Annotated in this window: 22 protein-coding genes and 1 riboswitch; of the genes, 8 read left to right on the top strand and 14 right to left on the bottom strand. The window is 66.8% G+C overall.

All coding sequences use genetic code 11. The features are described from left to right. Window positions 1–91 precede the first annotated feature (91 nt). Window positions 92–1,387 (bottom strand): chloride channel protein, encoded by a 1,296-nt coding sequence (locus IFT65_RS16430; protein WP_192082445.1) that lies wholly within the window; start codon window positions 1,385–1,387, stop codon window positions 92–94. A gap of 147 nt (window positions 1,388–1,534) precedes the next feature. Here IFT65_RS16430 and IFT65_RS16425 point away from each other — a divergent pair, with 147 nt between their 5' ends. The 3 genes from IFT65_RS16425 to pnuC all read left to right on the top strand — a co-directional run bounded on the left by IFT65_RS16425 (window position 1,535) and on the right by pnuC (window position 5,625). Further along, a complete protein-coding gene (locus IFT65_RS16425; protein WP_192082444.1) occupies window positions 1,535–2,671 on the top strand; it encodes a phosphotransferase in 1,137 nt (378 codons plus the stop codon). A gap of 41 nt (window positions 2,672–2,712) precedes the next feature. Further along, window positions 2,713–2,808: riboswitch (TPP riboswitch) on the top strand. Window positions 2,809–2,875: 67 nt separating this feature from the next. Next, window positions 2,876–5,047 (top strand): TonB-dependent siderophore receptor, encoded by a 2,172-nt coding sequence (locus IFT65_RS16420; RefSeq protein ID WP_192082443.1) that lies wholly within the window; start codon window positions 2,876–2,878, stop codon window positions 5,045–5,047. After that, window positions 5,044–5,625, top strand: a complete 582-nt coding sequence (pnuC, locus tag IFT65_RS16415; protein ID WP_192082441.1) for a nicotinamide riboside transporter PnuC — start codon at window positions 5,044–5,046, stop codon at window positions 5,623–5,625. The genes IFT65_RS16420 and pnuC overlap by 4 nt, the downstream gene beginning before the upstream one ends. Before the next feature lie 50 nt (window positions 5,626–5,675). On the opposite strand, the gene IFT65_RS16410 is transcribed toward pnuC, so the two are convergent. From IFT65_RS16410 to IFT65_RS16400, 3 genes are all read right to left on the bottom strand, one after another. Next, a complete protein-coding gene (locus tag IFT65_RS16410) occupies window positions 5,676–7,031 on the bottom strand; it encodes an EAL domain-containing protein (RefSeq protein WP_192082439.1) in 1,356 nt (451 codons plus the stop codon). Between the two features lie 210 nt (window positions 7,032–7,241). Next, window positions 7,242–7,844, bottom strand: a complete 603-nt coding sequence (locus IFT65_RS16405) for a mobile mystery protein B (protein WP_192082437.1) — start codon at window positions 7,842–7,844, stop codon at window positions 7,242–7,244. Next, a complete protein-coding gene (locus IFT65_RS16400) occupies window positions 7,844–8,323 on the bottom strand; it encodes a mobile mystery protein A (protein WP_197974169.1) in 480 nt (159 codons plus the stop codon). Before IFT65_RS16400 ends, IFT65_RS16405 begins: the two co-directional genes overlap by 1 nt. A gap of 645 nt (window positions 8,324–8,968) precedes the next feature. Between IFT65_RS16400 and IFT65_RS16395 the strand changes: the two genes are divergently transcribed. Then, window positions 8,969–9,541, top strand: a complete 573-nt coding sequence (locus IFT65_RS16395) for an Ax21 family protein (protein WP_188327152.1) — start codon at window positions 8,969–8,971, stop codon at window positions 9,539–9,541. 165 nt (window positions 9,542–9,706) lie between these two features. On the opposite strand, the gene IFT65_RS16390 is transcribed toward IFT65_RS16395, so the two are convergent. The 6 genes from IFT65_RS16390 to IFT65_RS16365 all read right to left on the bottom strand — a co-directional run bounded on the left by IFT65_RS16390 (window position 9,707) and on the right by IFT65_RS16365 (window position 13,732). Next, window positions 9,707–10,120 carry a hypothetical protein gene (locus IFT65_RS16390; RefSeq protein WP_192082436.1) on the bottom strand — a complete coding sequence of 138 codons (414 nt, stop codon included), beginning with the start codon at window positions 10,118–10,120 and terminating at the stop codon, window positions 9,707–9,709. A gap of 423 nt (window positions 10,121–10,543) precedes the next feature. Further along, window positions 10,544–11,569, bottom strand: coding sequence for an NAD(P)H-dependent glycerol-3-phosphate dehydrogenase (locus IFT65_RS16385; protein WP_188325667.1), 1,026 nt, complete (start codon window positions 11,567–11,569; stop codon window positions 10,544–10,546). A 20-nt stretch (window positions 11,570–11,589) separates the two neighbouring features. Continuing rightward, a complete protein-coding gene (secB, locus tag IFT65_RS16380; protein WP_188325666.1) occupies window positions 11,590–12,108 on the bottom strand; it encodes a protein-export chaperone SecB in 519 nt (172 codons plus the stop codon). A gap of 110 nt (window positions 12,109–12,218) precedes the next feature. Continuing rightward, window positions 12,219–12,656, bottom strand: a complete 438-nt coding sequence (locus IFT65_RS16375; RefSeq protein ID WP_188325665.1) for a rhodanese-like domain-containing protein — start codon at window positions 12,654–12,656, stop codon at window positions 12,219–12,221. 132 nt (window positions 12,657–12,788) lie between these two features. Next, on the bottom strand, window positions 12,789–13,232 hold the full coding sequence (locus IFT65_RS16370; RefSeq protein WP_223202948.1) for a hypothetical protein: 444 nt from the start codon (window positions 13,230–13,232) through the stop codon (window positions 12,789–12,791). 32 nt (window positions 13,233–13,264) lie between these two features. Next, entirely contained in the window at window positions 13,265–13,732 is a 468-nt protein-coding gene (locus IFT65_RS16365) for a YiiD C-terminal domain-containing protein (protein ID WP_188325664.1), read from the bottom strand. A gap of 44 nt (window positions 13,733–13,776) precedes the next feature. Between IFT65_RS16365 and IFT65_RS16360 the strand changes: the two genes are divergently transcribed. The 3 genes from IFT65_RS16360 to IFT65_RS16350 all read left to right on the top strand — a co-directional run bounded on the left by IFT65_RS16360 (window position 13,777) and on the right by IFT65_RS16350 (window position 17,143). Then, window positions 13,777–14,589, top strand: coding sequence for a uroporphyrinogen-III synthase (locus tag IFT65_RS16360; protein WP_192082434.1), 813 nt, complete (start codon window positions 13,777–13,779; stop codon window positions 14,587–14,589). Between the two features lie 257 nt (window positions 14,590–14,846). Beyond that, a complete protein-coding gene (locus tag IFT65_RS16355) occupies window positions 14,847–15,845 on the top strand; it encodes a uroporphyrinogen-III C-methyltransferase (RefSeq protein ID WP_192082432.1) in 999 nt (332 codons plus the stop codon). Next, window positions 15,842–17,143, top strand: a complete 1,302-nt coding sequence (locus tag IFT65_RS16350) for a heme biosynthesis HemY N-terminal domain-containing protein (RefSeq protein ID WP_192082430.1) — start codon at window positions 15,842–15,844, stop codon at window positions 17,141–17,143. The genes IFT65_RS16355 and IFT65_RS16350 overlap by 4 nt, the downstream gene beginning before the upstream one ends. A 107-nt stretch (window positions 17,144–17,250) precedes the next feature. Here IFT65_RS16350 and IFT65_RS16345 read toward each other — a convergent pair whose 3' ends face one another. Further along, window positions 17,251–18,546 (bottom strand): acetyl-CoA C-acetyltransferase, encoded by a 1,296-nt coding sequence (locus IFT65_RS16345; protein WP_192082499.1) that lies wholly within the window; start codon window positions 18,544–18,546, stop codon window positions 17,251–17,253. A gap of 93 nt (window positions 18,547–18,639) precedes the next feature. Between IFT65_RS16345 and IFT65_RS16340 the strand changes: the two genes are divergently transcribed. Beyond that, window positions 18,640–19,527, top strand: a complete 888-nt coding sequence (locus tag IFT65_RS16340) for a hypothetical protein (protein ID WP_192082428.1) — start codon at window positions 18,640–18,642, stop codon at window positions 19,525–19,527. Window positions 19,528–19,778: 251 nt separating this feature from the next. On the opposite strand, the gene IFT65_RS16335 is transcribed toward IFT65_RS16340, so the two are convergent. From IFT65_RS16335 to ntrC, 3 genes are all read right to left on the bottom strand, one after another. Next, a complete protein-coding gene (locus IFT65_RS16335) occupies window positions 19,779–20,402 on the bottom strand; it encodes a superoxide dismutase family protein (protein ID WP_192082426.1) in 624 nt (207 codons plus the stop codon). 45 nt (window positions 20,403–20,447) lie between these two features. Beyond that, the gene (locus IFT65_RS16330; protein WP_192082424.1) at window positions 20,448–21,017 is read right to left on the bottom strand and encodes a superoxide dismutase family protein; all 570 of its coding nucleotides are present in this window, start codon (window positions 21,015–21,017) and stop codon (window positions 20,448–20,450) included. A gap of 91 nt (window positions 21,018–21,108) precedes the next feature. Continuing rightward, window positions 21,109–22,563: a nitrogen regulation protein NR(I) gene (ntrC, locus tag IFT65_RS16325; RefSeq protein ID WP_192082497.1), complete on the bottom strand. Its 1,455-nt coding sequence runs from the start codon at window positions 22,561–22,563 to the stop codon at window positions 21,109–21,111. Window position 22,564 lies beyond the last annotated feature (1 nt).

Genomic DNA, 22,564 nt, shown 5'->3' with positions numbered 1-22,564 from the left:
CGCAGGGCGAAAGACATCCAATCCCGGGCATGACGGCTCACACGATGTCAGGGCCTTCGCTGCTTGAAGCGAACGGATGCCGTGCCTGTCCTCAGCGCGCCAGCTGATCCGCCAGCCCGCGATAGATCGGCGTACGGCAGACCAACCCGGAGACACTGCGGGCGATCAGCACCGTGGCCAGGATCGGCAGCAGCATGTCGCTGGTGTTGGTGAGCTCCAGTGAAATCACCGCGGACGTCAGCGGCGCCTGGGTGACACCGGTGAGATACGCGCACATGCCCAGCAGCACGAACGCAGTGGGATCCACCCCGGGCATCAGCACGGCCAGGTTGTGGCCCAGCCCTGCACCGACTGCCAGGGCCGGCGAGAACAGCCCGCCGGGAATACCCGCAATGTACGAGGCCAGGTTGGCCATCAGCTTCATCAGGCCGAACTCGTGGCCGACCTCGGCATGCCCCTGCACCAGGCTGCGGGCCTGCTCATAGCCGGTCCCATACGCACCGTCGCCGAAGGCGAACGCGAGCAGCACCACGGTCAACCCGCACCCGGCCGCGAGCAGGATCGGATGCTGCGCGCGCAGGCGCCCCAGCCAGCGCGGCTTGCCGGCCACGGTGAGCAGCACAGCGCGCGCGAACAGGCCGCCCAACAATCCCGCCACGACCCCGCACAGCACGATCGCTGCCCAGCCCTGCCCCAGCGGCAGACGCGCGGAGACGTGGCCGAAGTAGGTGTAGTTGCCCAGCAACCCCAGCGACACCACGCCGCCGACGATGACCGCCGTCAGCAGCGTGCCGGAGAAGCGATGTTCGAAGCGGCCGCTCAGTTCTTCGATGGCGAACACGATGCCCGCCAGCGGCGTGTTGAATGCCGCCGCGATGCCTGCCGCCCCACCGGCCAACAGGAAATGCGACAGCTCGCGCGGATCCTGGAAACCGAAGCGGCGCCCGAACAGGTACATCAGGCTGGCACCCACGTGCACGGTGGGGCCCTCGCGCCCCACCGACGCCCCGCCCAGCAGCGACAGACTGGTCAACGCCAGCTTGCCGACCGACACCAACGGCGACAGGTTCACCGCGCGGAACTGCTCATCCGGCTTGTCCAGCGCCGCGATGACCTGGGGAATGCCGCTGCCGCGGGTGGGCTTGAGCACGCCGCCCGTGGCCCATGCCAGCAACGCGAAGATGCCCGGCGTCAGCAGCAGCGCCCACCAGGGCGAGTGCTGGATGATGCGCTGGAAGACCTGGAACGCCGCGTCACTGGCCTTGGCGAACACGATGGCGACCAGGGCGACGACGACCGCACCGCCCCACAGCGCCGCCCGACGACGCCAGCGCTCGCTGGTCAAGTGGGCCTGCAGCCAGTGGCGGGCCGTGTTGAATCTGGACATGGGGCCATTCTGCGCCGATGTCCAAGACGGGGACAGAGCCTGATCTGGCGGGAAGCCGCCTGCGGCAGCATCGGTCCGACGGCGTACCATGGGGCGCCGCGCGGGCAGCTCGCCGTGCGCATCATGCCCCGCGCCCGACCGATATCCATGCACACGTCCGACCACCACGTCCAAGGCCTCGACAACGACCAGGTCATCGCCGATTGGCCTGCGATCAGCGCCGCCGACGTGGCGTGGCTGAAAGGCCGGTACCCGCAACTGGCGGGCGATTGCGAGGTGGTGTGGCACAGCCCGCGTCCGTTCTCTGCCGCTGCCCTGCTGCAGAGCCCGCAGGGCCGGTTCTTCGTCAAACGCCACCACCATCACGTGCGCAGCGCAGCGGTGCTGGAAGAAGAACATAGCTTCATCGCGCACCTGGCCGACGCAGGCGTTCCGGTCGTGCACGTGCTGCCAGACCGTGCCGGCGCCACGGCGGTGGAGCACGGCGACTGGACCTTCGAACTGCATGCCGAGGCACCGGGCGAGGATGTATACCGCGATGTGCCGTCGTGGACGCCCCCGAACGATGTCGAGCAGGCCTGGCAGGCCGGGCGCATGCTGGCCACCCTGCACAACGCGGCCGACAGCTACCACGCGCCACAGCGCGGCACGCACGTGCTGGTGGCCCGCGACGAGCTGATCCGCGCCGAAGATCCGATTGCCCTGCTGAAGATGCAACTGCCGCAGCGACCGGGGCTGGCCGACTATCTGGCCGGCAGGCCATGGGAGGCAGAGCTGCAGCGCGCCATCCTGCCGTGGCACTTCGGGGTGGCGGCGCGCTTGGCGACGGTGCCGCGTCGGTGGGGACACAACGACTGGCATGTCTCCAACCTGCTCTGGCACCAGCGCGGCCGCGCCAACGCCGTGGCCGCCGTGCTGGACTTCGGCCTCGCCTCGCCCGCCAGCCACCTGTTCGACCTGGCCACGGCCATCGAGCGCAATGCCATCGCCTGGCTGGAACTGGAACGCGGCGGCGCGGCGGTACGTGGCGATATCGCGCTGGCCTTGATCGTCGGCTACCGCGATGCGCGCCCGTTGACGGCCGGGCAGGTGCATCTGCTGGCCGATCTGCTGCCACTGGTGCACCTGGATTTCGCGCTGTCCGAGGTGGAGTATTTCCACGGCATCACCGGATCCACCGCCAACGCCGACGTGGCGTATTACACGTTCCTGCTGGGCCATGCGGACTGGTTCAGAGCGGCCCACGGGCAGGCCCTGCTGGCGACGCTGCGCGCGGCGGCCTGAGCGGCTGATTCGCTTCTTCGGCCAATTTGGTGTGAAATGACACCCTGAAGCGGGGGTGCCTGGGTTGACCAGGCTGAGAGAGTCCCTTGGAACCTGATCCGGTTTGCACCGGCGTAGGGAGCTTTGAGCTGCAAGCACATGGACCCGTCGGGTCACTGCGCGCGCGCCGTCGCTTCGTCTTTCTTCCTGTTGATGACGAATCGAATGAACCGCTGCCTGCGCCCTACGCTGTTGACCGTTGCCCTCTGTGCCGCGCTGCCGCTGCACGCTGCCGAGGCCCCTGCCGATGCGGCCGACCCTACGCCAACCGAACTGGCCGCCGTGCGCGTGCAGGCCCAGCAGGCGGCTGCCGCCACCGCACCATCAAGCAGCTTCGGCGCGGGTAGCTGGAAGGACACGCCGGCATCGGTGAACGTGCTGGATCGCACGGTGTTGGACAGCCGCCACGTGCGCACGCTCAGCGAGATCGCCGCCAACGATGCTTCACTGGGCGACAGCTATGCCCCGGTGGGCTATTACCAGAACATCGCCATCCGCGGCTTCGCCCTGGATACCGCCACCGGCTACCGCTTCAACGGACTGGCCACCGCCGGCGAGCAGCGCATCGCGTTGGAGAACATCCAGCAGGTGGAGATCCTGAAGGGTGAAGCCGGGTTGGCGGCCGGGGTGATGGCGCCGGGCGGCATCATCAACTACGTCAGCAAGCGCCCCGCCGAGGTGCGCACGGTCACCTTGGGCGCGGACACCGAAGGCACGCGCTACACGGCGATGGACGTGGGCCACTGGCTGACCCCCCGCTTCGGCGTGCGCCTGAATGCCGCATGGGAAGACAGCGGTTCGTACATCGACCATGCCGACGGCCGCCGCAACTTCTACTCGGTGGCCGCCGACTGGTTGATCAGCGACCGCAGCAAGCTGGAAGTGGATGCCAACTACCAGACCAGCGCGCAGCGCTCGGCATCGGGCTATCAGCTGCTGGGGGCGACTGCGCTCCCGCGCGGCGTGGACCGCGCGAAGATGTTGGGCTACCAAGCGTGGCAGCAGCCGGTGGGCATCGCCAGCACCAACCTCACCGCCTTGCATACCTACGATATCAACGCGCGCTGGCAGTCACGCCTGTCGGCCAGCCACAGCCGCTCGGTGATCGATGACAACGTCGCGTTCGCGTACGGCTGCTACTACGCCGAACAGTGCGCCGATGGCAGCGTGCCGGGCAACTACTTCGCGCCCAATGGCGACTACGACATCTACGATTACCGCAGCCCGGACGACACCCGCGTCAACCAGGAACTGCGTGCGGAGCTGCGTGGCCGCTTCGATACCGGCCGTGTCAGCCACGAGCTCAGCATCGGCGCTGACACCTTCCGCCGCACGGTGGACAAGCGCCAGAACGTCAACGAGTACGTGGGTACCGCCAACATCGGTGACGCCCAAGTGCCGCAGTACGCGCCGTCGCCACTGATGCCCGGCGCTTCCGCGCGCCGCCTTTACAGCAAGCAGGATGCACTGTTCGCACTGGACCGCATGCGCTTCGGCGATGACTGGCAGTGGCTGGTGGGAGGCCGGATGGTCAAGCTGGATGAGCGCGCCTACGACAAGCGCGGCACTCCGGAGCGGCACAGCACCCTGTCGCGGTTCCTGCCGCAGACCGCTGTCATCTGGAATGCCACCGATCAGGTCAACGCGTACGTGAGCTACGTGCGCGGCATTTCGCTGGGCCAGGAAGCGCCGTTCTGGACGTCCAATGAAAGCACCTTCCTGCCGCCGCTGCTGTCGCGCCAGCTGGAAGTGGGCGTGAAGTACGCATCGACCGATACGTTGACCCTGGGAGCGGCGCTGTTCCGTACCTCGCAGCCCTTCCAGTATGCCATGCCCGATGACAGCGATGCAGGCTTCACCTTCGTGCAACGCGGCCAGCAGACCCACACGGGATTGGAGCTGACGGCGAACGGCAGACTGACCGAGCGCCTGCAGCTCAACGCCAGCGCCAGCGTATTGCAGGCGCGTGCGCGTGATGCGGGCACGCCGGCATACGAAGGCCACCAGCTGGTGAACGTGCCGAAGACCCGCGCCAACGTGCACGTGGATTACCAGCTCCCGTTCGCTGCAGGGCTGGGCGTTACCGGCGGCTGGCGCTATGCGTCGGCCAACGTGGCCACGGTGGATGGCAGCGTGCGTGCGCCCCGCTACAGCGTGTTCGACGCCGGACTGCGCTACCAGCATGCGCTGCGCGAACGGCCGGTGACCTGGCGGCTTTCGGTGGACAACGTATTCGACAAATTCTACTGGCGTGACACGGGCAGCAGTGCCGGCGATTACTACCTGTTCGCTGGCGCCCCGCGCCAGGCCCGCCTGTCGGTCACCGTCGCGCTATGAGCGCGGAACTGCTGGAATGGTCCGCCGCCGGGCTGAGCATGCTCGGTGTGTGGCTGATGACCCGGCGGCGGATGATCGGCTGGCCGATCGGCCTGGTGTCGGTGGCACTGTATGCCTTCGTGTTCGCCGAGGCCCGGCTGTACTCGGACACCTTGCTGCAGATCGTGTTCGGCGGCTTCCTGGTGTACGGCTGGATGAGCTGGCGGCACAGCGCGCAGGCCGATGGCCTGGTCAGCATCGTGCCGCTGCCCGCGCGGCGCCGCTTCATCGATCTGGGTGCTGGCGTCGCGGTGGGGCTGGCGCTGGGTGCGGCCATGCACACCTGGACCAACGCCGCGCTGCCGTGGCTGGATGCCATGCTGGCCGCCATGAGCCTGGTGGCGCAGTGGTGGCAGGCGCGCCGCCACGTGGCCGCGTGGTGGATGTGGATCGTGGTGGATGTGGTCTACGTGGGCCTGTACCTGTTCAAGTCGCTCAACGTGACCGCCGCGTTGTATGCGGTGTTCATCGGCCTGGCCGTGCAGGGCCTGCGCCGCTGGAGCGCGGCAAGCAATGCCCCGGTAGCGTGCCCCCGGTAGTGACGGTCGCTGGCCGTCAGCCTGCACGCACCGGTACCCCAACGCCGTTGCTACTGCCCCTGCGGCACATGCGCCTGATGGAACGCCTCGGCACTGACGGGGCGGCCGAACAGGTAGCCCTGGAACACCCGGCAGCCCATGCCGGCCAACCACTCGCGCTGCTGCTCGGTCTCCACGCCTTCGGCCACGGTGGCGATGCCCAGGATTTCCGCGATCTCGATGATCTTGCGCACCAGCTCGCGCTGGCTCGGGTCATCACCCATGCCCCGCACGAATGTCTGGTCGATCTTCAGCTCGTCCAGCGGCAGCGCCTGCAGCAGAGAGAACGAAGAGAAGCCCGTACCAAAGTCATCCAGCGACCAGGAGATGCCATCCTGGCGCAGCGCACCCATCTTCGCGGCCAGCACGGACAGATCCGTCGCCAGGGCCGATTCGGTGATCTCCAACCTTAGGCGATTCGGTGGCGCGCCCACTCTGCGCAGGGTCGCGCGCACATCGTCCACGAAGCTGTCCGAGGCCAACTGCAGCGGACTGACATTGACCGACAGCATCCAGGCATCCACACCGGGCAGGGTCGACCAGTTCTTCAGGTGCACACACGCGCGTTCCAACACCATCAGGCCGATATCGTGGATCAGGCCGGTTTCTTCGGCCAGCGGGATGAACTTGTCCGGCGACTGCAGGCCATGGCCCGGCCGATCCCAGCGCAGCAGCATTTCCGCGCCCAGCACACGCCCGTCCAGCCCGACCTGCGGCTGCAGAAAGGCGCGCAGCTCGCGCTGGGCCAGGCCACGTACCAGCGCGGCGTACTGATCCATCTGCTCGCTCAGGTCTTCACGGAAGATCGCCAGCACGCTGCAGGTCAGCACCATGGCGGTGAGGGTGTTCAGGCCGTGGCGCAGCCGTCGCACATCGTCGGTAAGCAGCTCCAGCTGCGGCCCGAGACTGACCGGGCTGATGGCCAGCACCACCAGCGCGGCGATGCACATGCCAGGAAACAGCCAGCGCAGATAGACGCGCTCGCTGCGGAACAGGAAGAAACTGGCCACGCCGATCGGCAGCAGGAACAGGTGGGTGGAACGCGCCGCCGCCGCCGTCGGGGTCTCCGCCAGGCTGACGAAGATCGTCATCACCAGCAGCACGTGCGCGATCAACACCAGCGGGATCCGGTCGCGCTTGCGGGCGATGCCCAGGCAGCCTAGACCGACCAGGATCAGGGAAAACAGCACGATGGCCAGCACGTCCATGCCGTGAGCGCCGTAGAACGCGCCCCAGATCGCCCCATGCAGCACACAGACCACACCGCTCAAGCGCAGCAGGCGTTGGATGCGCGGCCACTGCGCATGGTCCGGGAACTTGCGGCTCAGCCACTCCCGGCTGCCGCGGGCGCTTCCTGTCTCGAGCATGGAATTCCCTTTTTTCTCGCCATGGTACTGGCCGAATGCGACAAGCGCTGAAGAGTTTTCACGGGGTGGGTGAGGAAGGGATAAATACGTCTGCAGGTGCCCATCGGTGTCTCCGAAACCCCGCTTTCATCGGAATCCACCTCAGCAGGCGATCGCGGGACGCGCTCGCCTCAGGAATCCAGCGTTGAGGGTGATCTGCTCAGACCATCCCTAGCTTCGGACGAATCCAAGGAGTGGCTGCAAGTTGCCAGCGTCAGCTTCCCGTACGGCCTGCAGGTAGCTTTTCCGCACAGTGCTGTTGTGCGGTGCTGGCCCCCACGAGAAAGGCTGCTCACCGCGCGACTGCAGGAACAGGTCAGCCATCAGTCGCGAGCTGCGGCCGTTTCCGTTAGGGAACGGGTGGATGACTGTCAGCTGGTGATGGAGGCGGGCCGCCTGCTCGTCCAGCGGGTACGTCTTGAACTCTTGCCAGGCACCAACGTTGTCGAAGAGCTGCCGGAGCTGCATTGCGATTTGATGCGGCGCTACGCCGATGTTGCGCTCAGTCAGCCTGTATCGGCCCGCCCAGCCCCATACGCTGCCGAACATTTTCTCGTGCAGCTTCCGCAGGAACGCATCACTGGGCACCACCACATCCTTCTTGCGTATCTCCCGTGCCGCCCAGAGCATGCCGCTGACGACGTTTGCACCCTCAACGTCGTTGAGGTCGGCGCGCGTCGCGACCCATTTCAGCTTCAGCCCCTGCGCCTCATCCGGGTCCAGCGGTGTCTGGCCATCTTCGATCTCGAAATCGAACGCTTGGAGCTTGGCCACTAGACCCGATCCCCCCACAGCGCGCTGTCTGGGATCTCGTCGTCGGCCTGCTGGAGGAGGTGTTGGCGCAGGTCGGACGATACTGCCTGGTCCTCAAGCTCCATGTGGGCCGCTGCTCGGTTGATCGTGGCGCCGTACACCTTCAATCGCTGGCGATCGACGGTCTCTTGCAGGGGGGTGCGGGGCACCATGAGAACGACCAGCTCGCAGTCAAGGGCGTCAGCGGCTCGCCGTAGAGTTTCCACGCGCACCGTTCCGGAGCGTTCGCTCTTCTCCAGCTTGACCACAGAGCTTTGCACTACACCAAGGCGGTAAGCCAGGTCGGACTGCGACATGCCCAAGGCTTCGCGAATCGCAGCTATCCAGCCACCCCGAGGGGTAGCCCGAAGCGCCGGCAAGCTCTTCCGCAGAGTTTCCCCGCTCTTGTCCAGTTTTGAACGAGCCAGGCGACGCATCTTCGATGCGGGTGTAGTGGCCATGAATATTCCCTATTGCGAATTGCCGCGCATGCAATGTATTCCATAAAGGGCATGAAATGCAATTACAATAATCCTTATAAAGAATTATTTTGCGTCGAATTCATTCCTTACGATGAATAAATTAGATGTTGCGGGACTGCAGTCAAGGGTGCCGCCGGCGTCCTGTGGGATTCGCCGCATGGCGACGCCCTTGCGACGCGGCGATATTCTGCCCAGTGATGGCCGCCCTCACGCGTCACGCCGCTGTCGACCAGGTAGCGGGCGAGGCTGTCCCTGACTGCTTCGACACTTCCGGCGCCAATGGCACCCTTGAGTGCGTCGCTCCCCCCCCCAATGCGGCGGTGACCGCACCCGCTGCTCCGTGGACGATCGCCCGATATGTCCCGCCATCGGCCCATGCCTCGACCTGGCTACGGGACTTTTCGGCAGCAGCGACAATCCCTCTACATGCGCAGATTTCGATCGGGAACCACCACGCCCCACACGACAACCTGCCCAAGTTCCCTGAACAGGGCCTTCGTTTATGTACCAGTCAGTTCAATATTCAGGATTGATTGCGCTGGCAAACGGATAATTCACACCTGTCGAACGCGGCTTTTCAGCTTCGTACGATCTACCAAAACTAGAAACAGGTGTATCCCGATGATCAAGAATTCGCTGCTCGCTCTGGGCCTTGCCGTTGCCATGCCGTTCGCGGCCTCGGCAGCTGATGGCCTGTCGTACAACTACGTGGAAGGTGGTTACGTGAACACCGATGCCCGCGGCGGCGATGCCGACGGTTGGGGCGTCAAGGGTTCGGTTGCGGTACACCCGAACTTCCATATCTTTGGCGACTACACCGCGCAGGAAACCGAGCGCACCAATGCTGACGTCGATCAGTGGCGCCTGGGTGTCGGCTACAACTACGGCATCGCGCCGACCACCGACCTGGTGGCCCGTGTCGCGTACCAGAAGTTCGATCCGAAGCGCGGCCTGGATTTCAACGGCTACTCGACCGAAGTCGGCGTGCGCACCGCGTTCACTCCGATGATTGAAGGGTATGCGCTGGCCGGTTACGAGGATTACAGCAAGAAGCACGGCATCAATCCGGACGGCGAGTTCTACGGCCGTGTCGGCGCCACCGCCAAGTTCAACCAGAACTGGGGATTGAGTGGCGAAGTGAAGCTGGCCAAGGCCGGCGACCGCGAGTGGTTCGTGGGTCCGCGCTTCACCTGGTAAGAACGCCTGTCGTTAGTGCGTAATACGTTGTTGAAAAAATAGTAATGTGGTGCGTTACCGGTGTGTGCTCTCTCTCCCACACGCCATCGGAGCCCGGCCTTTTGGTCGGGCTTCTTTTTTTGTGCGATGAGGTGCAGCCGTCGTGCAGCGCGCTGTTGACTGGAATTACCGCCGCCCGTGCAGGGCATCCGATGCGGTCTGCGCCAGCTGGCGCCCGGCGAAATACAGTGCCTCTTCCAGGTGATCGCCCAGCTGCTGCTCTGGGCCGGCATGGCGACGGGTGCGCTGCGCGGCGTGCAGTATCTGCAGCACACCGTGCAATGCCTGCAGGCTGCGACTGGCGATGGCCAGGTCACCGCAGCGCCCGGGTCCCAGCCCCTGCTCTTCCCACAGCGTGCCGTCGGCACTTTCGCCGTGATGCATCAAGGTCAGATGCGCGAGCAGTGCCGGTGTCGGGTCCTGCATGCCCTGGGCTTCCAGGGTCTTTTCCAGCCGCTCCACCAGGTGCGCCGGGATATCCAACACGGCATCGCCGATGAGGGCGTTGAGCCGTGCGCCGGGGGGTGAGAATGCGCCCATGTACCGTTACCTCGCTGCGGCCACCCGCGGGATGCGGGTGGCGGACGGTGCGGGTTGGCATACCGGGCACTTACTGAGCCAAAAATCACCGGCGGATCCGGGGATCCCCACGCACCGCCCGCCGTAAGACCGGCAACACGATGCATTCTCCGCCGGGCCCGTACGGGCACAAACAGAGAGCTCAATAAAGTGCGAACGGGATGCCAATCCCGACTGGACCCGTTGGGTCCAGCATCTTCATCGTGGGTAAGGGCGCGCGGCTCGTCTATGAGCCGATGTGCAATGCGGCGCGTCAGTCGCCCGCCGAGCGTGGCTCGGCCCGACCGCGCGGCGGCAATTCGGTAGATGCTCTGTAGCGCCGAGCCATGCTCGGCGAGATACATCAGGCAAGGGCGTGACGGCCGGCGGCCGTCACTACCGGGTTCAACGGAACAGGGTGTCCGGGTATTCCGGCTTCTGTTCGCGGGCCAGCAGGGTACGCAGGCCTTCGGACGGGGTCTGTTCGCCGTGCAGCACGGCACGCACGCCATCGGAAATGGGCAGGTCGATGCCGTAACGGCGCGCTTGGCGCATCACTTCGTCGGCGGTCTGCACCGATTCCACCACCTGGCCTATTTCGCGGATCGCGTCCTGCAGCGTCTGCCCGCGGCCCAGGGCAAGGCCCAGGCGACGGTTACGCGACAGGTCGCCGGTGCAGGTCAGCACCAGATCGCCCAGTCCGGCCAGGCCCATCAGGGTCTCCGGCTTGGCGCCGATCGCAGCAGCCAGCCGCAGCATCTCGTTCAGGCCGCGGGTGATCAGGCCGGCACGGGCGTTGAGGCCCAGCTGCATGCCATCGGCGACACCGGTCGCGACGGCCAGCACGTTCTTCATCGCACCGCCCAGCTCGGCACCCAGCATGTCATCGCCGGTATAAGCGCGGAACGCGGGGCCATGCATGGCTTCGGCCACGGTCTGCGCAAACTCGGGCACGTCGCCGTGCACGGTGATTGCCGTCGGCAGGCCCTGGGTGACTTCCTTGGCGAACGACGGACCGGTGACCACGGCCAGCGGCACGTCATCGCCCAGGATCTCGCGCGCCACCTCATGCAGGAAGCGTCCCGAACCGGGTTCGAAGCCCTTGGTCGCCCAGGCCACGCCGGCACCGGCCGGACGCAGCGGCGCCAGCGCGGTCACCGTTTCATTGAACGCGTGCGACGGGGTGACCACGAGGATCCACGACGCGCCTTCCACGGCAGCGGCCATGTCGGTGGTCGCACGCAGCGACTCCGGCAGCGGGATGCCCGGCAGGTAACGGGTGTTCTCGTGGCGCTGGTCGATGGCTTCCACCATCGCCGCATCGCGTCCCCACAGCACGGTCTGGAGACCGTGCCGGGCGAGCAGGCTGGCCAGCGCGGTTCCCCAGGAACCGGCGCCGAGGACGGCTACTTTTTCAGCGTTATCGCTCATGCGCTGGGTCGGAACGCCGATCAGGCGTTGCCGGCCGGCTCGGAGTTGGCGAGCGACGGCGCTTCACCCTGCTCCTGGCGCTGGCGCAGGGTTTCCGCGTACAGGCCTTCGAAGTTGATCGGCTGCAGGAAGAACGGCGGGAAGCCACCCGCCTGGATCAGGTCGCTGACCAGCGAGCGCACGTACGGGAACAGGATGTTCGGGCACTGGGTGCCGAGCAGCACGTCCACCGACTGCGGGTCCAGGCCGACCAGGCCGAACACGCCGGCCTGCTTCACTTCCGCCACGTAGGCAGTGCGATCTTCGGCCTTGCAGGTCAGGGTCACGGCCAGCACGACTTCAAAGGCGTTCTCGCCCAGGCGCTGCACCTGCTGGTTCAGGTTGAGCTGCAGTTCCGGCTGTACCTGATCGTTGAAGATGGCCGGAGCATTCGGCGATTCGAAGGAAACGTCCTTGACGTAGATCTTTTCGACGGTGAACGCGGGACCGGTGGCGGCGTCGACCGGCGCAGCTGCGCCGTTGGTGTTTTCTTCGGACATTTCCTGTTGCTCCAGATGAATTCGTTGAACGTAATGTTTGGACGATATGTTGCATCAACAGCGATGGGGGCGGGGCATGCAGCGCACAACCCCCCGTTACGCGATCAGCGTCAGTGACGGCCCTTGACCAGCGGCAACTCCGCCTGCTGCCATGCAGGCAGGCCGCCGTCGAGCACGGACACCTGCTCGAATCCGGCTTTTTTCAGCGTCTTGGCGGCAGCTTCCGATGCGGTGCCCGCACGGCATACCAGCACCACGGGGCGCTGCTTGGCCGCGGCCACCAGCTTGTGCTCGGGGCCGAACTGGCTGGCCTGCACGTTCTTGCTGCCAGCAATATGGCCTTTCTCGAAATCACTGCTGGAGGACAGGTCCACGACCACGGCGTCGCCGCCGTTGATGACCTGGACCAGTTCGCCGGGCTTGAGCGACTTGTAGCCACGGAACAGGCGACGGATTTCAGTGACGATGATGGCGGCGGTCAGGCCCACCAGGGCGATCGACAACATCGGGTTTCGGCCAGCAAAGGCCACCAACTCTTCGTAATTCACGCAGGTCACGGGTCGATAAGCGGGCGCCGATTGTCGCACAAGCCGATTCGGGCAGGGATTTTGCTGGTTTGCTGTCTTTGTGGGCCGAGCCACGTTCGGCGGGAATCCCGTGCTGACGGCCCGCGGCGGTCGTTACTGGCCTTCCCATAGATCCGGCAGGCCGTTGGTCTGCCACCAGCGCTTGGCCTGGGCATCCCAGCGCCAGCGTTCGACCACACCGACGGTGCGCTCGGACTGGGTGTTGTTGTTGATCACGCCCACCAGGACGCGGCGCTCCACGGTGCCATCGGGCAACTGCGCGGTGGTGCTTTCGCGGTAGGACGACACGCGCAGCTGCGAATAGCGACGCAGCTGGAATTCGGTGGGCGGATTGGCCTTGCGCTGCGCCGGGTCCAGATAGCCCAGGGCTTCGTCCATGGTGCCCCAACGGATCGTGGACCCGTAGGAGGTCTGGATCTCTTCCAGCTGCTTGCGCTGTTTGCGGCTGATATCCGCCGCCATTGTCGCCACCGAGGCGAGCAGCAGGCCGGTCAGAATCAAGAACTGGGTCAGTCGGCGCAGGTGCGGGTTCTTCAACGGTAGGCTCCCCAAGGCATCAGGGTGCCATCCTACCCTTTGGCGAAGGCGACGAAACGGCCGCTCAGCTCGGCGGCGGGCTTGCCATCGCTGCCCGGCTGCACGGCCACCACGCCGATGCGCGCCTTGCCGCGCTGCTTGAAGGTGGCCAGGAAGGTGTCCCAGTCACTGTCCGGGGCGATTTCCGCCTGTGCGTGCAGATCGCCATACACCGGCGCGCGGTAGCGCAGCTGGCTGTCGGCTACGTAGACCTCGGCCTCGAAGCCGGCCAAGCGCAGGCGCAGGGTGACCAGCGCCCAGCCGGACAGGGTCATCGCCGAGGCCAGGCTGCCACCGAAGGCGTTGCCTTTGTCGTTGACGTTGACCGCCAAGGGCGCGCTCAGCTGCAGCTGGCCATCGGCATAGCCTTCCAGGCGGAGTTGCATGGCACGCACCGGCGGCATGCTGTCCAGCACGTCCTGCAGGACCAGCAGCGAGGATGAAACGGGTTCGGCGGACATCAGCAGTTACACCTGCAACAACGCGGGCCCGCATAATGACGGCAATGGATAAACGTACGAAACCGTGTGGTTGGACACTGGTGTCGCTGCGACCGCAGGGACAGCACGGCGCGGTGGCTGACGCCTTGGCCGATCCGTGCGCATTCATGGTCGCGCTGTCGCCGTGGCGACTGCAACGGCGGCTTGGCGACCCTGCTTTGCGGCAGCTGCAGCAGGCCTTGCAAGCCTCCCGGGTGATCTTCACCAGCCCGGCAGCGGTGGTGGCGGCTTCCGGTGCACTCCCGCTTCAGGATGCGCCATCGCGGCCTTGGCTGGCGGTCGGTGAGGGCACGCTGCGCGCGCTGCGGGCGGTCGGCATCGATCACGCCATGGCTCCGCAACGGATGGACAGCGAGGGCCTGTTGGCGCTGCCGGCGCTGGCAGCGGTGCGCGGGCAGACGGTGGGGCTGGTGACCGCGCCCGGCGGACGCGGGCTGATCGCCGCACAACTGCAGGAGCGCGGAGCGCAGCTGGTGCGCGCCGATGTGTATCAGCGGGTGCCGCTGCGGGTGCCGCCGCGGGGGTTGGCGCGGTTGGCGAGGTCGCCGCAGCCGTGGGTGCTGGCGGTGAGCAGCGGCGAGGCGCTGGAGCGTGTATGGGCGCAGCTGACGCCGGACTGGCAGGCCAGGTGGCAGGCACGGATGGGCGTGGTCGTGGCGAGCGAGCGATTGCGCGTCCAGGTGCAGGGGTTCGGTTTTGCGCACGTCGTCGTGGCGGACGGCCCCACCCCGCAGCAGATGGCGGCCGCGTGCCGTCAGCTCGCCCACCGGGCGATGCCGGACGGGGCGATGCCGGACGGGGCGATGCCGGAAGGGTAGAGCCGACTTCAGTCGGCTGCTCTCCGCCATACGTTCCGGCGGGTCCGGATCGACGTGCAGCCGGCTGAAGCCGGCTCTACCGGGGTCGGTGTGCAGCCGGCTGAAGCCGGCTCTACCGGGGTCGGTGTGCAGCCGGCTGAAGCCGGCTCTACCGGGCTGCGGCGGTGGCGGGCCGCTTGCTGCTTCTGTGTGCAACGGTGATGCTGTGCGCTGCGCCGCGTACCGTGTTGGTCGACGCGGCCGTTTGAGACCCGTGCATGAACGAAACCCCCGCTCCGCTTCCCCCGCGCCGCGCGCTGCGCTGGATCGCTCCGCTGATCATCGTGCTGCTGCTCGTCGCCGCGAGCGGCTGGGGCTGGCATGCCTGGCAGCAAGGGCAGGAACGGGCGCGTCTGCAGTCGCAGGCCGACGCGGTGCGCCTGCAGGGTCTGCTGGATACGGTCGATGCGCTGCGTCGCGATCAGCGCGCCACCAGCGCGCGCCTGCAGGATGCGGCCAGTGCCAACCGCGTGCTGCGCGATGAGGTCCTGGGACTCGGCCAGCGCAGTGCGCTGCTCGAGGAAAACCTTGCGCGGCTGGCGGAAACGACCCGCCAGGACAGCCAGGCCCTGCACCGTGACGAGGCCGAGCTGCTGCTCACCCAGGCGGCGCAGCGACTGGACGCGGCCGATGATCTGGACGGCGCCCGCCGGCTGTACGCACTGGCAGCCGCGCAACTGGATGACCTGCCGTCTGCGGACGCTTTGAACCTTCGCCAGGCCCTGATGCAGGAGCGCAATGCATTGGATGCGCTGGGTACCGGCCCGCGCGCGCAGGCCCGCCTGCGGCTGGCTGCGCTGGCAGAGGCCCTGCAGACCCTGCCGGTGCACGGGACAGCGGCGCAGGCCAGTGGCACGGCGACGGGCGATGCACGGCCGTGGTGGCAGATCGCCCTGGCCGCCTTCGTCGAAATAACGCCCAGCGCGGTCAACGGCCCGTTGACCGCTGCCGACCGTGCGGTCGCTGCCGATGCGCTGCAGCTGGAATTGACCCTTGCCCGCGCTGCTGTCGAGCGCGGGGATCGCCCCGCGTTGCGGCAGGCGTTGGACCGGATTGAACGCGGGATGACCGCACTCTGGCCAGATTCACCGGCCCTGCGCAGGCAGCGTGCTGAACTCACTGCATTGCGCTCGGCGCCGCTGCGCCTGGACGCGCCGGAACTGGGCAGCACCCTGCAGCAACTGCGCACTTTGCGAGATGGAGAGACCCCGTTATGAAGCCGTTGCAATCCTTGATCGTGCTGTTGTTGGCCGTGGCGGTGGGCGTGATCGGCGCCCAGTGGCTGGGTGCCAATGACCTCCGCCAATACGGCGAAGTGATTTTCCGTCATGGCGGCACCGACTACCGCAGCACGCTGCCGCAGGTGGTGTTGCTGACCCTGGTGGTGCTGCTGGTGCTGTGGCTGCTGTGGAGCCTGATCGCCTCACCGTTCCGCGCTTGGGGCCGCTATCGCCGCAAGCAGGGGCGCGTGCGCCTGGTCGATGGCCTGCAGGCCTATGAACATGGCCAGTGGCAACGTGCCGAGAAGCTGCTCGACGGCGCCGCGCAGGATGAAGAGGTGACCGCCATTGCGCTGACCAATGCGGCACGCAGCGCGCGTGCGCGCGGCGACGATGTGACCAGCCAGGCTTACCTGCAGCGTCTGGCGACGACCGATGCGACCAGCCAGGCCCTGCTGCGCGCAGAGCAACAGCTGGCCGACGACCTGCCGGTGGATGCGATCAACACGCTGGATGCGGCCAACCTGCAGCCGCTGCCGCCGCGCGGCCTGTGGCTGCGCAGCGAAGCGCTGGCGCGTGCCGGGCGGGCGCATGAGGCGTATGGCCAACTGGGTGCGCTGCGCCAGAGCAAGGTGCTGCCGGCCGATGCATTGACCACGCTGGAAGCCCGACTCGCCGCGCAGGCGTTGCTGGAAGCGGCGGACGTGAACGCGCTTGCGGCACAGTGGGAAACCATGCCGAAGACGCTGCGCTCGGATCCGGCGGTGGTGTCGGCGTATGCCGCCCGCGCCGTGGCGCTGGATTGGGATGAGCCTGCATTGCTCGCGTTGGAACAGGCGCTGGACCAGCGTTGGAGCGATGAGCTGGTGGAACTGTATGGCGTACTGCCGGCATCACGCCTGGCCACGCGTGACGCCAATCTGGTGCGCTGGCGCCGGACCCACGGCGATTCGTCTGCGCTGCTGCTGGCACAGGGTCGCGTCGCCTTGGCACAGGGTCGCCATGAAGAAGCCGAAGTGCTGCTGCACGAAGCGATTGCGGGCGGTGCTGGGGCGTCGGCATGGGAAGCACTGGGTGCCTCGCTGCTGGCCCGTGGCGAACCCCAGCTGGCGGCTCAGTGCCTGACCAATGCGCTGCGTGAGCAGCGTGGCGAAGACAGCGTCGCTCTGGTGCGTACCGACGCGCTGGCAAGCGCGCCGCGTGCCACCGTGGAAGAGCAGGTCATGACTCCGGTACCGCCGGTGTACGACGCCCGCGAACCACGCGACGAAGACGGGTTCCCGCGCGTTCCCTGACCCGCGCGCAGACATCTGGTAGCGCCGAGCCATGCTCGGCGTAATCCTGGATCGCGCTGCCGCTGCGCTCGCCGAGCATGGCTCGGCGCTACCAGCCGGTCAGCTCATCAGCGTTCGACGATCGCCACCACGCCCATGCCGCCGGCCGTGCAGATAGATACCAACGCGCGGCCACCGCCGCGTTCGGCAAGCTGCTTGGCTGCCGTGGCGATCACGCGGGCACCGGTGGCGGCAAACGGATGGCCCGTCGCCAGCGAAGAACCCAACGGGTTGATCTTCTCCGGGTCGATGCGACCCAGCGGGGCATCCAGGCCCAGGCGATTCCGGCAGTAATCCTCGCTCTCCCATGCGCGCAGCGTGCACAGCACCTGGGCGGCGAACGCTTCGTGGATTTCGTAGATATCGAAGTCCTGCAAGGTCAGGCCATTGCGCTTCAGCATGTCCGGCACGGCCACGGTCGGGGCCATCAACAGTCCTTCGCCGTGCACGAAATCCACGGCGGCCACCTGCGAATCGCGCAGGTAGGCCAACGGCGTGTGGCCATGCGCGCGCGCCCACTCTTCGCTCGCCAGCAATACGGCAGATGCGCCATCGGTCAGCGGCGTCGAATTGGCGGCGGTCAGCGTGCCACGGCCGGACACGCGGTCGAAGGCAGGCTTCAACGTAGCCAGCTTTTCCAGCGACGTATCGGCACGCAGGATGTTGTCACGCTCCACGCCGCGGAACGGCGCGATCAGATCGGTGAAGAAGCCGCGTTCGTACGCGGCCGCCAGCTTCTTGTGCGACGACACGGCCCACTCATCCTGCGAATCGCGCGAGATGTTCCATTCCTTGGCCATGTCTTCGCAGTGGTCGCCCATGCTCTTGCCGGTGCGCGGCTCGGCCACACCGGGAAACTCGGGCTTCAGTTCGCTGAGCTTGAAACCGCTGGTCAAGGCACGCAGCTTGTCGCCGGTGCTTTTGGCACGGTTGGCAGCCAGCAGGCGTGCACGCAGCTTCTTGCCATAGACGATCGGCACGTCCGAAGTGGTATCGGAACCGCCGCCGATGCCGGACTCGATCTGCCCGAGAGCGATCTTGTTGGCCACCGCGATGATGGTGTCCAGCGAGGTGCCGCACGCACGCTGCATGGTGATGCCGGGGGTGAGCGGGGACAGTCCGGACGAAAGCGCGGCCTCACGGCCCAGGTTCCAGTCACTGGAGTGTTTGATCACCGCTCCCATTGCTACTTCGCCGAGCTGTTGGCCGTGCAGGCCGAACCGTTCGACCAGGGCGCCGAGCGTACGTACGGACATGCCGAGGTTGCCGACGTCCGAATACGCGGTGTTCTGGCGGCAGAACGGAATACGGACGCCACCAAGGATGGCGACGGGTCGGGCGTTGGGCATGGACATACCTGGCATGGGATAGGGTGTCTGCAACATGGCCTGCACGAAGGCGCAGGCATAATGGTCCCAAGTGTAGCTGCCGCCCTGTGATGGGCCAACCGTGAAACCATGAGCAAAACCAACCCCGGCATGAACGCCCTCGGCGTGCTCGCCCTTGAGCTCGCCGACGGCGAGTCGCCCCGCCACGCCGCACTCACCGCCGAACAATCCGGTGAACTGGCCGAGCGCGTAGGTCGCGATCTGGCCAAGCTGGTGCCACAGGCCAGTGAACTCGACCTGGTGTTTGCCGCCGCCCATTTCGATCCCGCCGAAGTGCTGCGCCCGGGCTGGCCGATCCATCGGCGCCTGGAAGAACTGCAGATGCGCGCGCCCGGCCGCAGCGAGGGCCCGCGCCTGCTGGCGTTCGGCGCGGATGCAAGCGGCGACGTGCCACTGCCTTTCCAGGCGGATCCCTCCTTGGAGGGGGGTGGACTGCGGGTGGTGCCGTTCCTGCTGACGGGCAGCGATACGGCGACGACGGCCGCCGTGTCCGATGCGCTGGAGACGCTGCTGCTGGCGGAAGGAATGGCACACGCCGACACCGCGCTGCTGGCACAGAAGGCGTTCGGTGCCCGCGTGGAACACGCGCGCTATTTCACCGTGAATGACCTGGCGGCGATGATGTCGATGCAGTACGACAACCAGGGATTGGCCGCCCTGTGGCCGTTGATCGAGACGGCGATCATGGAGGCGGGCACCGATGAGTGGCTGGACGCCGCGCCGGAGCCGCTGCTGCGCTACACCCACGGCGAGGCGCGCATGGCGTTGTTCGATCCGGCCGGGTGGTGCGCGCACTATTCGCACGGCAAGAACGACTGCGAGCGGCTGAAGGGTATCTATGAGCAGTACCTGATGCGCCAGCGGCAGATGGCGGCGGTGCTGGAAGCCCACGGCGTGCCGGTGCTGTTCGTGCACTGCGAGGCAGGCCAGGACGCGCGGGCGCTGTTGGAACGTTAGTTTTTTTGCGTGCTCGCGCCTCGTTCTCAGTGGATGAGGCGGTGGGCATGCCATTGCAGGACACGCCGTGAACCCGTCCATGGGGGCTCATGTTCGGCTCCTGCCTCACAAGGTCCTGCAATGGCATGCCCACCGCCTCCTGTCAGTTAGCTGGCTGCGCACGCGGTAGGGCAGGAAGAGCAGGAGCAGAAAAGGAACGCCGGCTTTCGCCGGCGTTCCTTTTTTCGGGTTGCTGCGTTGTTACGAGAGGCTTACTGCGCCTTGATGACCGCGCAGGCCAGGCGGGCGCCGGCGTTGCCGGTTGGCTGGGTCTTGTAGTCGTCTGCATCGGCGTGGACGATCAGGCCGCGGCCGATGATGTCAAAGCCATCCCCCTTGCCGATGTTGACGTTGGTCGACACCGGTGCGTCGATGGTGGCGATGCCTTCGGCGTTGGCTTTGATGTTCGGCATGTCGCCGCCGTGATGCGGATCGCTGGCCACGCTGCCGTGATCCTGCGTGCCGGGATTGAAGTGGCCGCCGGCGCTGGCGCCGTCCGGTGCGCTGCAATCGCCCTTTTCATGGATGTGGAAGCCGTGCTCGCTGCCCGGCTTCAGGCCGCTGACCTGGCCGGTCACGTGCACGCGCCCGTCCACCACTTTGAAGCTGACCGAGCCTTTGGTTTCATTGCCCTGCGTCGGTGCCAGCTCGGCAACGGCAGTGGCCGCCGCGGCGGCTTCCATCATCGGCGGCGGTGCATCCGCCGGAGCGGCGGCGGGGGCGGTGGCTTCGGCCGGAGCAGCGGCGGCGTCCGTGGCGGTGTCGGGCTGCTTGTTGCAAGCGGTCAGGCCAAACGCGGCCAGCGCGACGAACATCGAGGTATGGATCAGGCGCATCGGGTGGTTCTCCAGAAAGGTGAGTACGAAACCTGCAGCGAAGTCCTACTTCGTGATGCGGATGATGCCGCAGGCGATACGGGCGCCGGCATTGCCAGCCGGCTGGCTGCGATGGTCGTCGGGCTGGGCGTGCACGATGAGGGCACGTCCGCCGATGTCATTGGCAGCGCCTCCCCCCAGGGTGACGCCTCGCAGATGGATGTCGACGTTGGCACGCCCCTGCGCATCGGCGCGCAGGTTGGGCATGTCACCCAGGTGATGCGGCCCCGTGCCCGGTGCGCCGTGCGGCTGCTGGGTAGGGTTGAAATGATTGCCGGCGCTGCTGGCATCCACGGCGCTGCAATCGCCACGCTCGTGTACGTGGAAGCCGGGCTGCTGCAACGGCTGCAGCCCGCCGATCATGCCGGTGACATGCACGCCGCCCGCTTCCGGCACCAAGGCCAAGCGGCCGCTGACGATGCTGGCAGAGGCCGGTGACAGATTGCTCTCGGCCATCTGCGCCGTGCTGACCACGCTGACGGACACGGGCGGCGCGGGAGGCGGGGACGGCGTGGTGCCGCAGGCCGCGAGGAACAGGCCAGCCGCAGCCGGCAGGATCAAACGGATTGAGGTCATGGTGGACTCCTTGCAGGGCACGTTACGGGCATCCCTGTCCATGGCGCATCAACGCCGCGTCGTGCGGACGCGCAGGGACGGAAAAATAAGTTCAGCTGCGGCGGCGGCCGGCACCCAGTTTGCGGGTCAATGTGTTGCGGCCCAAGCCCAATCGGGCTGCGGCTTCGGCGCGGCGGCCGTGGGTGAGCTGCAATGCGGCATCCAGCAAGGCATGGTCGACCCGCTCGCGCACCTGGGCATGCAGGCCCTCAGCGCCCTCGGCCAGACGCTGTTTGGCCCATTGCGACAACAGCACTTCCCATTGGCCTGGATCGGTGACCGCCGGGCGCGCAGCGCTGCGCGTGCCGCCCCGGTTCACGGCCATCTCCACGTCGGCCACGCCGATCGTGTCGCTCGCCGCCAGCGCCGCCATGCGCCAGCACACGTTCTCCAGTTCACGCACGTTGCCCGGCCACTCATGTTCGCGCAGCGCCTGCAGTGCCGCTGCGGTGAGCCGCTTGGGCGGACCCTCCAGCTTGTGCGTGGCGGCCGCAAGGAACGTCATCGCCAACTGCCCGATGTCGTCGCGGCGCTCGCGCAGAGGCGGCAGCTGCAAGCGCACCACATCCAGCCGGTGCAGCAGATCGGCACGGAAACGCCCTTGTGCGACCAGCCCTTCAAGATCCTGGTGGGTCGCCGCCACCACCCGCACATCGACGTGGATCAACTCGCGCCCTCCTACGCGGAAGAACTCGCCCTCCGCCAGCACGCGCAACAGCCGGGTCTGCAGGGCGAGCGGCATGTCGCCGATTTCATCGAGGAACAACGTGCCCTTGTCGGCCTGTTCGAACCGGCCGATGTGGCGGCGCTGGGCACCGGTGAACGCACCGGCTTCATGGCCGAACAGCTCGCTTTCCAGCAGCTCGGCCGGAATGGCGGCCGTGTTCAGGGCAACGAAGGGCGCACCCGCCCGTGGCGACTCACGGTGCAGCGCGCTCGCCACCAGTTCCTTGCCGGTGCCGGTTTCGCCGGTGATCAGGACCGCCAAGGGTGCCTGCGCCAGCTTGCCGATGGCACGGAACAGCGCGCGCATCGCCGGGGTATCGCCCACCAGTTGCGGAGCCTGGTCCCGGGTGGCGGCATCGGCCGGCGATGGCGTGTCGGTCAACTCGGCTTCGGCGTCGCCATCAGGCAGCACACGGCGGGCCAGCGCGACGGCGTCGTCCAGATCGAACGGCTTGGAAAGGAACTCGTGTGCGCCACCGCGGAATGCACCCGCGGTGCTGGCCACATCGGTATACGCCGACATGACGATGACCGGCAGCTGCGGGTGCGCCGCTTTCAGTTTATCCAGCAGCACCAGGCCGTCATCGCCCGGCATGCGCACGTCGGTGAACAGCAGGGCAGGCACCGTTTGCCGGTCCAACGCGTCGAGCGCGGCGGCGGCGCTGTCGAAGCTTTCGACGCGGTAGCCGGCATCGCGCAGGGCCGTGCTGAGAACGAAGCGCACGGCTCGGTCATCATCGACCACCCATACGCGGTGGCCGCCATGCGCGGTGTCAGGCAGA

The organism is Stenotrophomonas sp. CFBP 13725, assembly GCF_014841935.1.
GTDB lineage: Bacteria > Pseudomonadota > Gammaproteobacteria > Xanthomonadales > Xanthomonadaceae > Stenotrophomonas.
Note: the sequence above shows the minus strand (reverse complement) of the source record. Positions and strands in the feature narration are given on the sequence as shown.

Excerpts from the sequence above, each read along its gene's own strand:
- IFT65_RS16390 (WP_192082436.1), bottom strand. The coding sequence starts at position 10,120 with ATGGGCGCATTCTCACCCCCCGGCGCACGGCTCAACGCCCTCATCGGC.
- IFT65_RS16345 (WP_192082499.1), bottom strand. The coding sequence starts at position 18,546 with ATGCCAGGTATGTCCATGCCCAACGCCCGACCCGTCGCCATCCTTGGT.
- IFT65_RS16420 (WP_192082443.1), top strand. The coding sequence starts at position 2,876 with ATGAACCGCTGCCTGCGCCCTACGCTGTTGACCGTTGCCCTCTGTGCC.
- IFT65_RS16360 (WP_192082434.1), top strand. The coding sequence starts at position 13,777 with ATGGATAAACGTACGAAACCGTGTGGTTGGACACTGGTGTCGCTGCGA.
- IFT65_RS16425 (WP_192082444.1), top strand. The coding sequence starts at position 1,535 with ATGCACACGTCCGACCACCACGTCCAAGGCCTCGACAACGACCAGGTC.
- IFT65_RS16350 (WP_192082430.1), top strand. The coding sequence starts at position 15,842 with ATGAAGCCGTTGCAATCCTTGATCGTGCTGTTGTTGGCCGTGGCGGTG.
- secB (WP_188325666.1), bottom strand. The coding sequence starts at position 12,108 with ATGTCCGAAGAAAACACCAACGGCGCAGCTGCGCCGGTCGACGCCGCC.
- IFT65_RS16340 (WP_192082428.1), top strand. The coding sequence starts at position 18,640 with ATGAGCAAAACCAACCCCGGCATGAACGCCCTCGGCGTGCTCGCCCTT.
- IFT65_RS16365 (WP_188325664.1), bottom strand. The coding sequence starts at position 13,732 with ATGTCCGCCGAACCCGTTTCATCCTCGCTGCTGGTCCTGCAGGACGTG.
- IFT65_RS16385 (WP_188325667.1), bottom strand. The coding sequence starts at position 11,569 with ATGAGCGATAACGCTGAAAAAGTAGCCGTCCTCGGCGCCGGTTCCTGG.
- IFT65_RS16430 (WP_192082445.1), bottom strand. The coding sequence starts at position 1,387 with ATGTCCAGATTCAACACGGCCCGCCACTGGCTGCAGGCCCACTTGACC.
- IFT65_RS16330 (WP_192082424.1), bottom strand. The coding sequence starts at position 21,017 with ATGACCTCAATCCGTTTGATCCTGCCGGCTGCGGCTGGCCTGTTCCTC.
- IFT65_RS16410 (WP_192082439.1), bottom strand. The coding sequence starts at position 7,031 with ATGCTCGAGACAGGAAGCGCCCGCGGCAGCCGGGAGTGGCTGAGCCGC.
- IFT65_RS16355 (WP_192082432.1), top strand. The coding sequence starts at position 14,847 with ATGAACGAAACCCCCGCTCCGCTTCCCCCGCGCCGCGCGCTGCGCTGG.
- IFT65_RS16335 (WP_192082426.1), bottom strand. The coding sequence starts at position 20,402 with ATGCGCCTGATCCATACCTCGATGTTCGTCGCGCTGGCCGCGTTTGGC.
- pnuC (WP_192082441.1), top strand. The coding sequence starts at position 5,044 with ATGAGCGCGGAACTGCTGGAATGGTCCGCCGCCGGGCTGAGCATGCTC.
- IFT65_RS16400 (WP_197974169.1), bottom strand. The coding sequence starts at position 8,323 with ATGGCCACTACACCCGCATCGAAGATGCGTCGCCTGGCTCGTTCAAAA.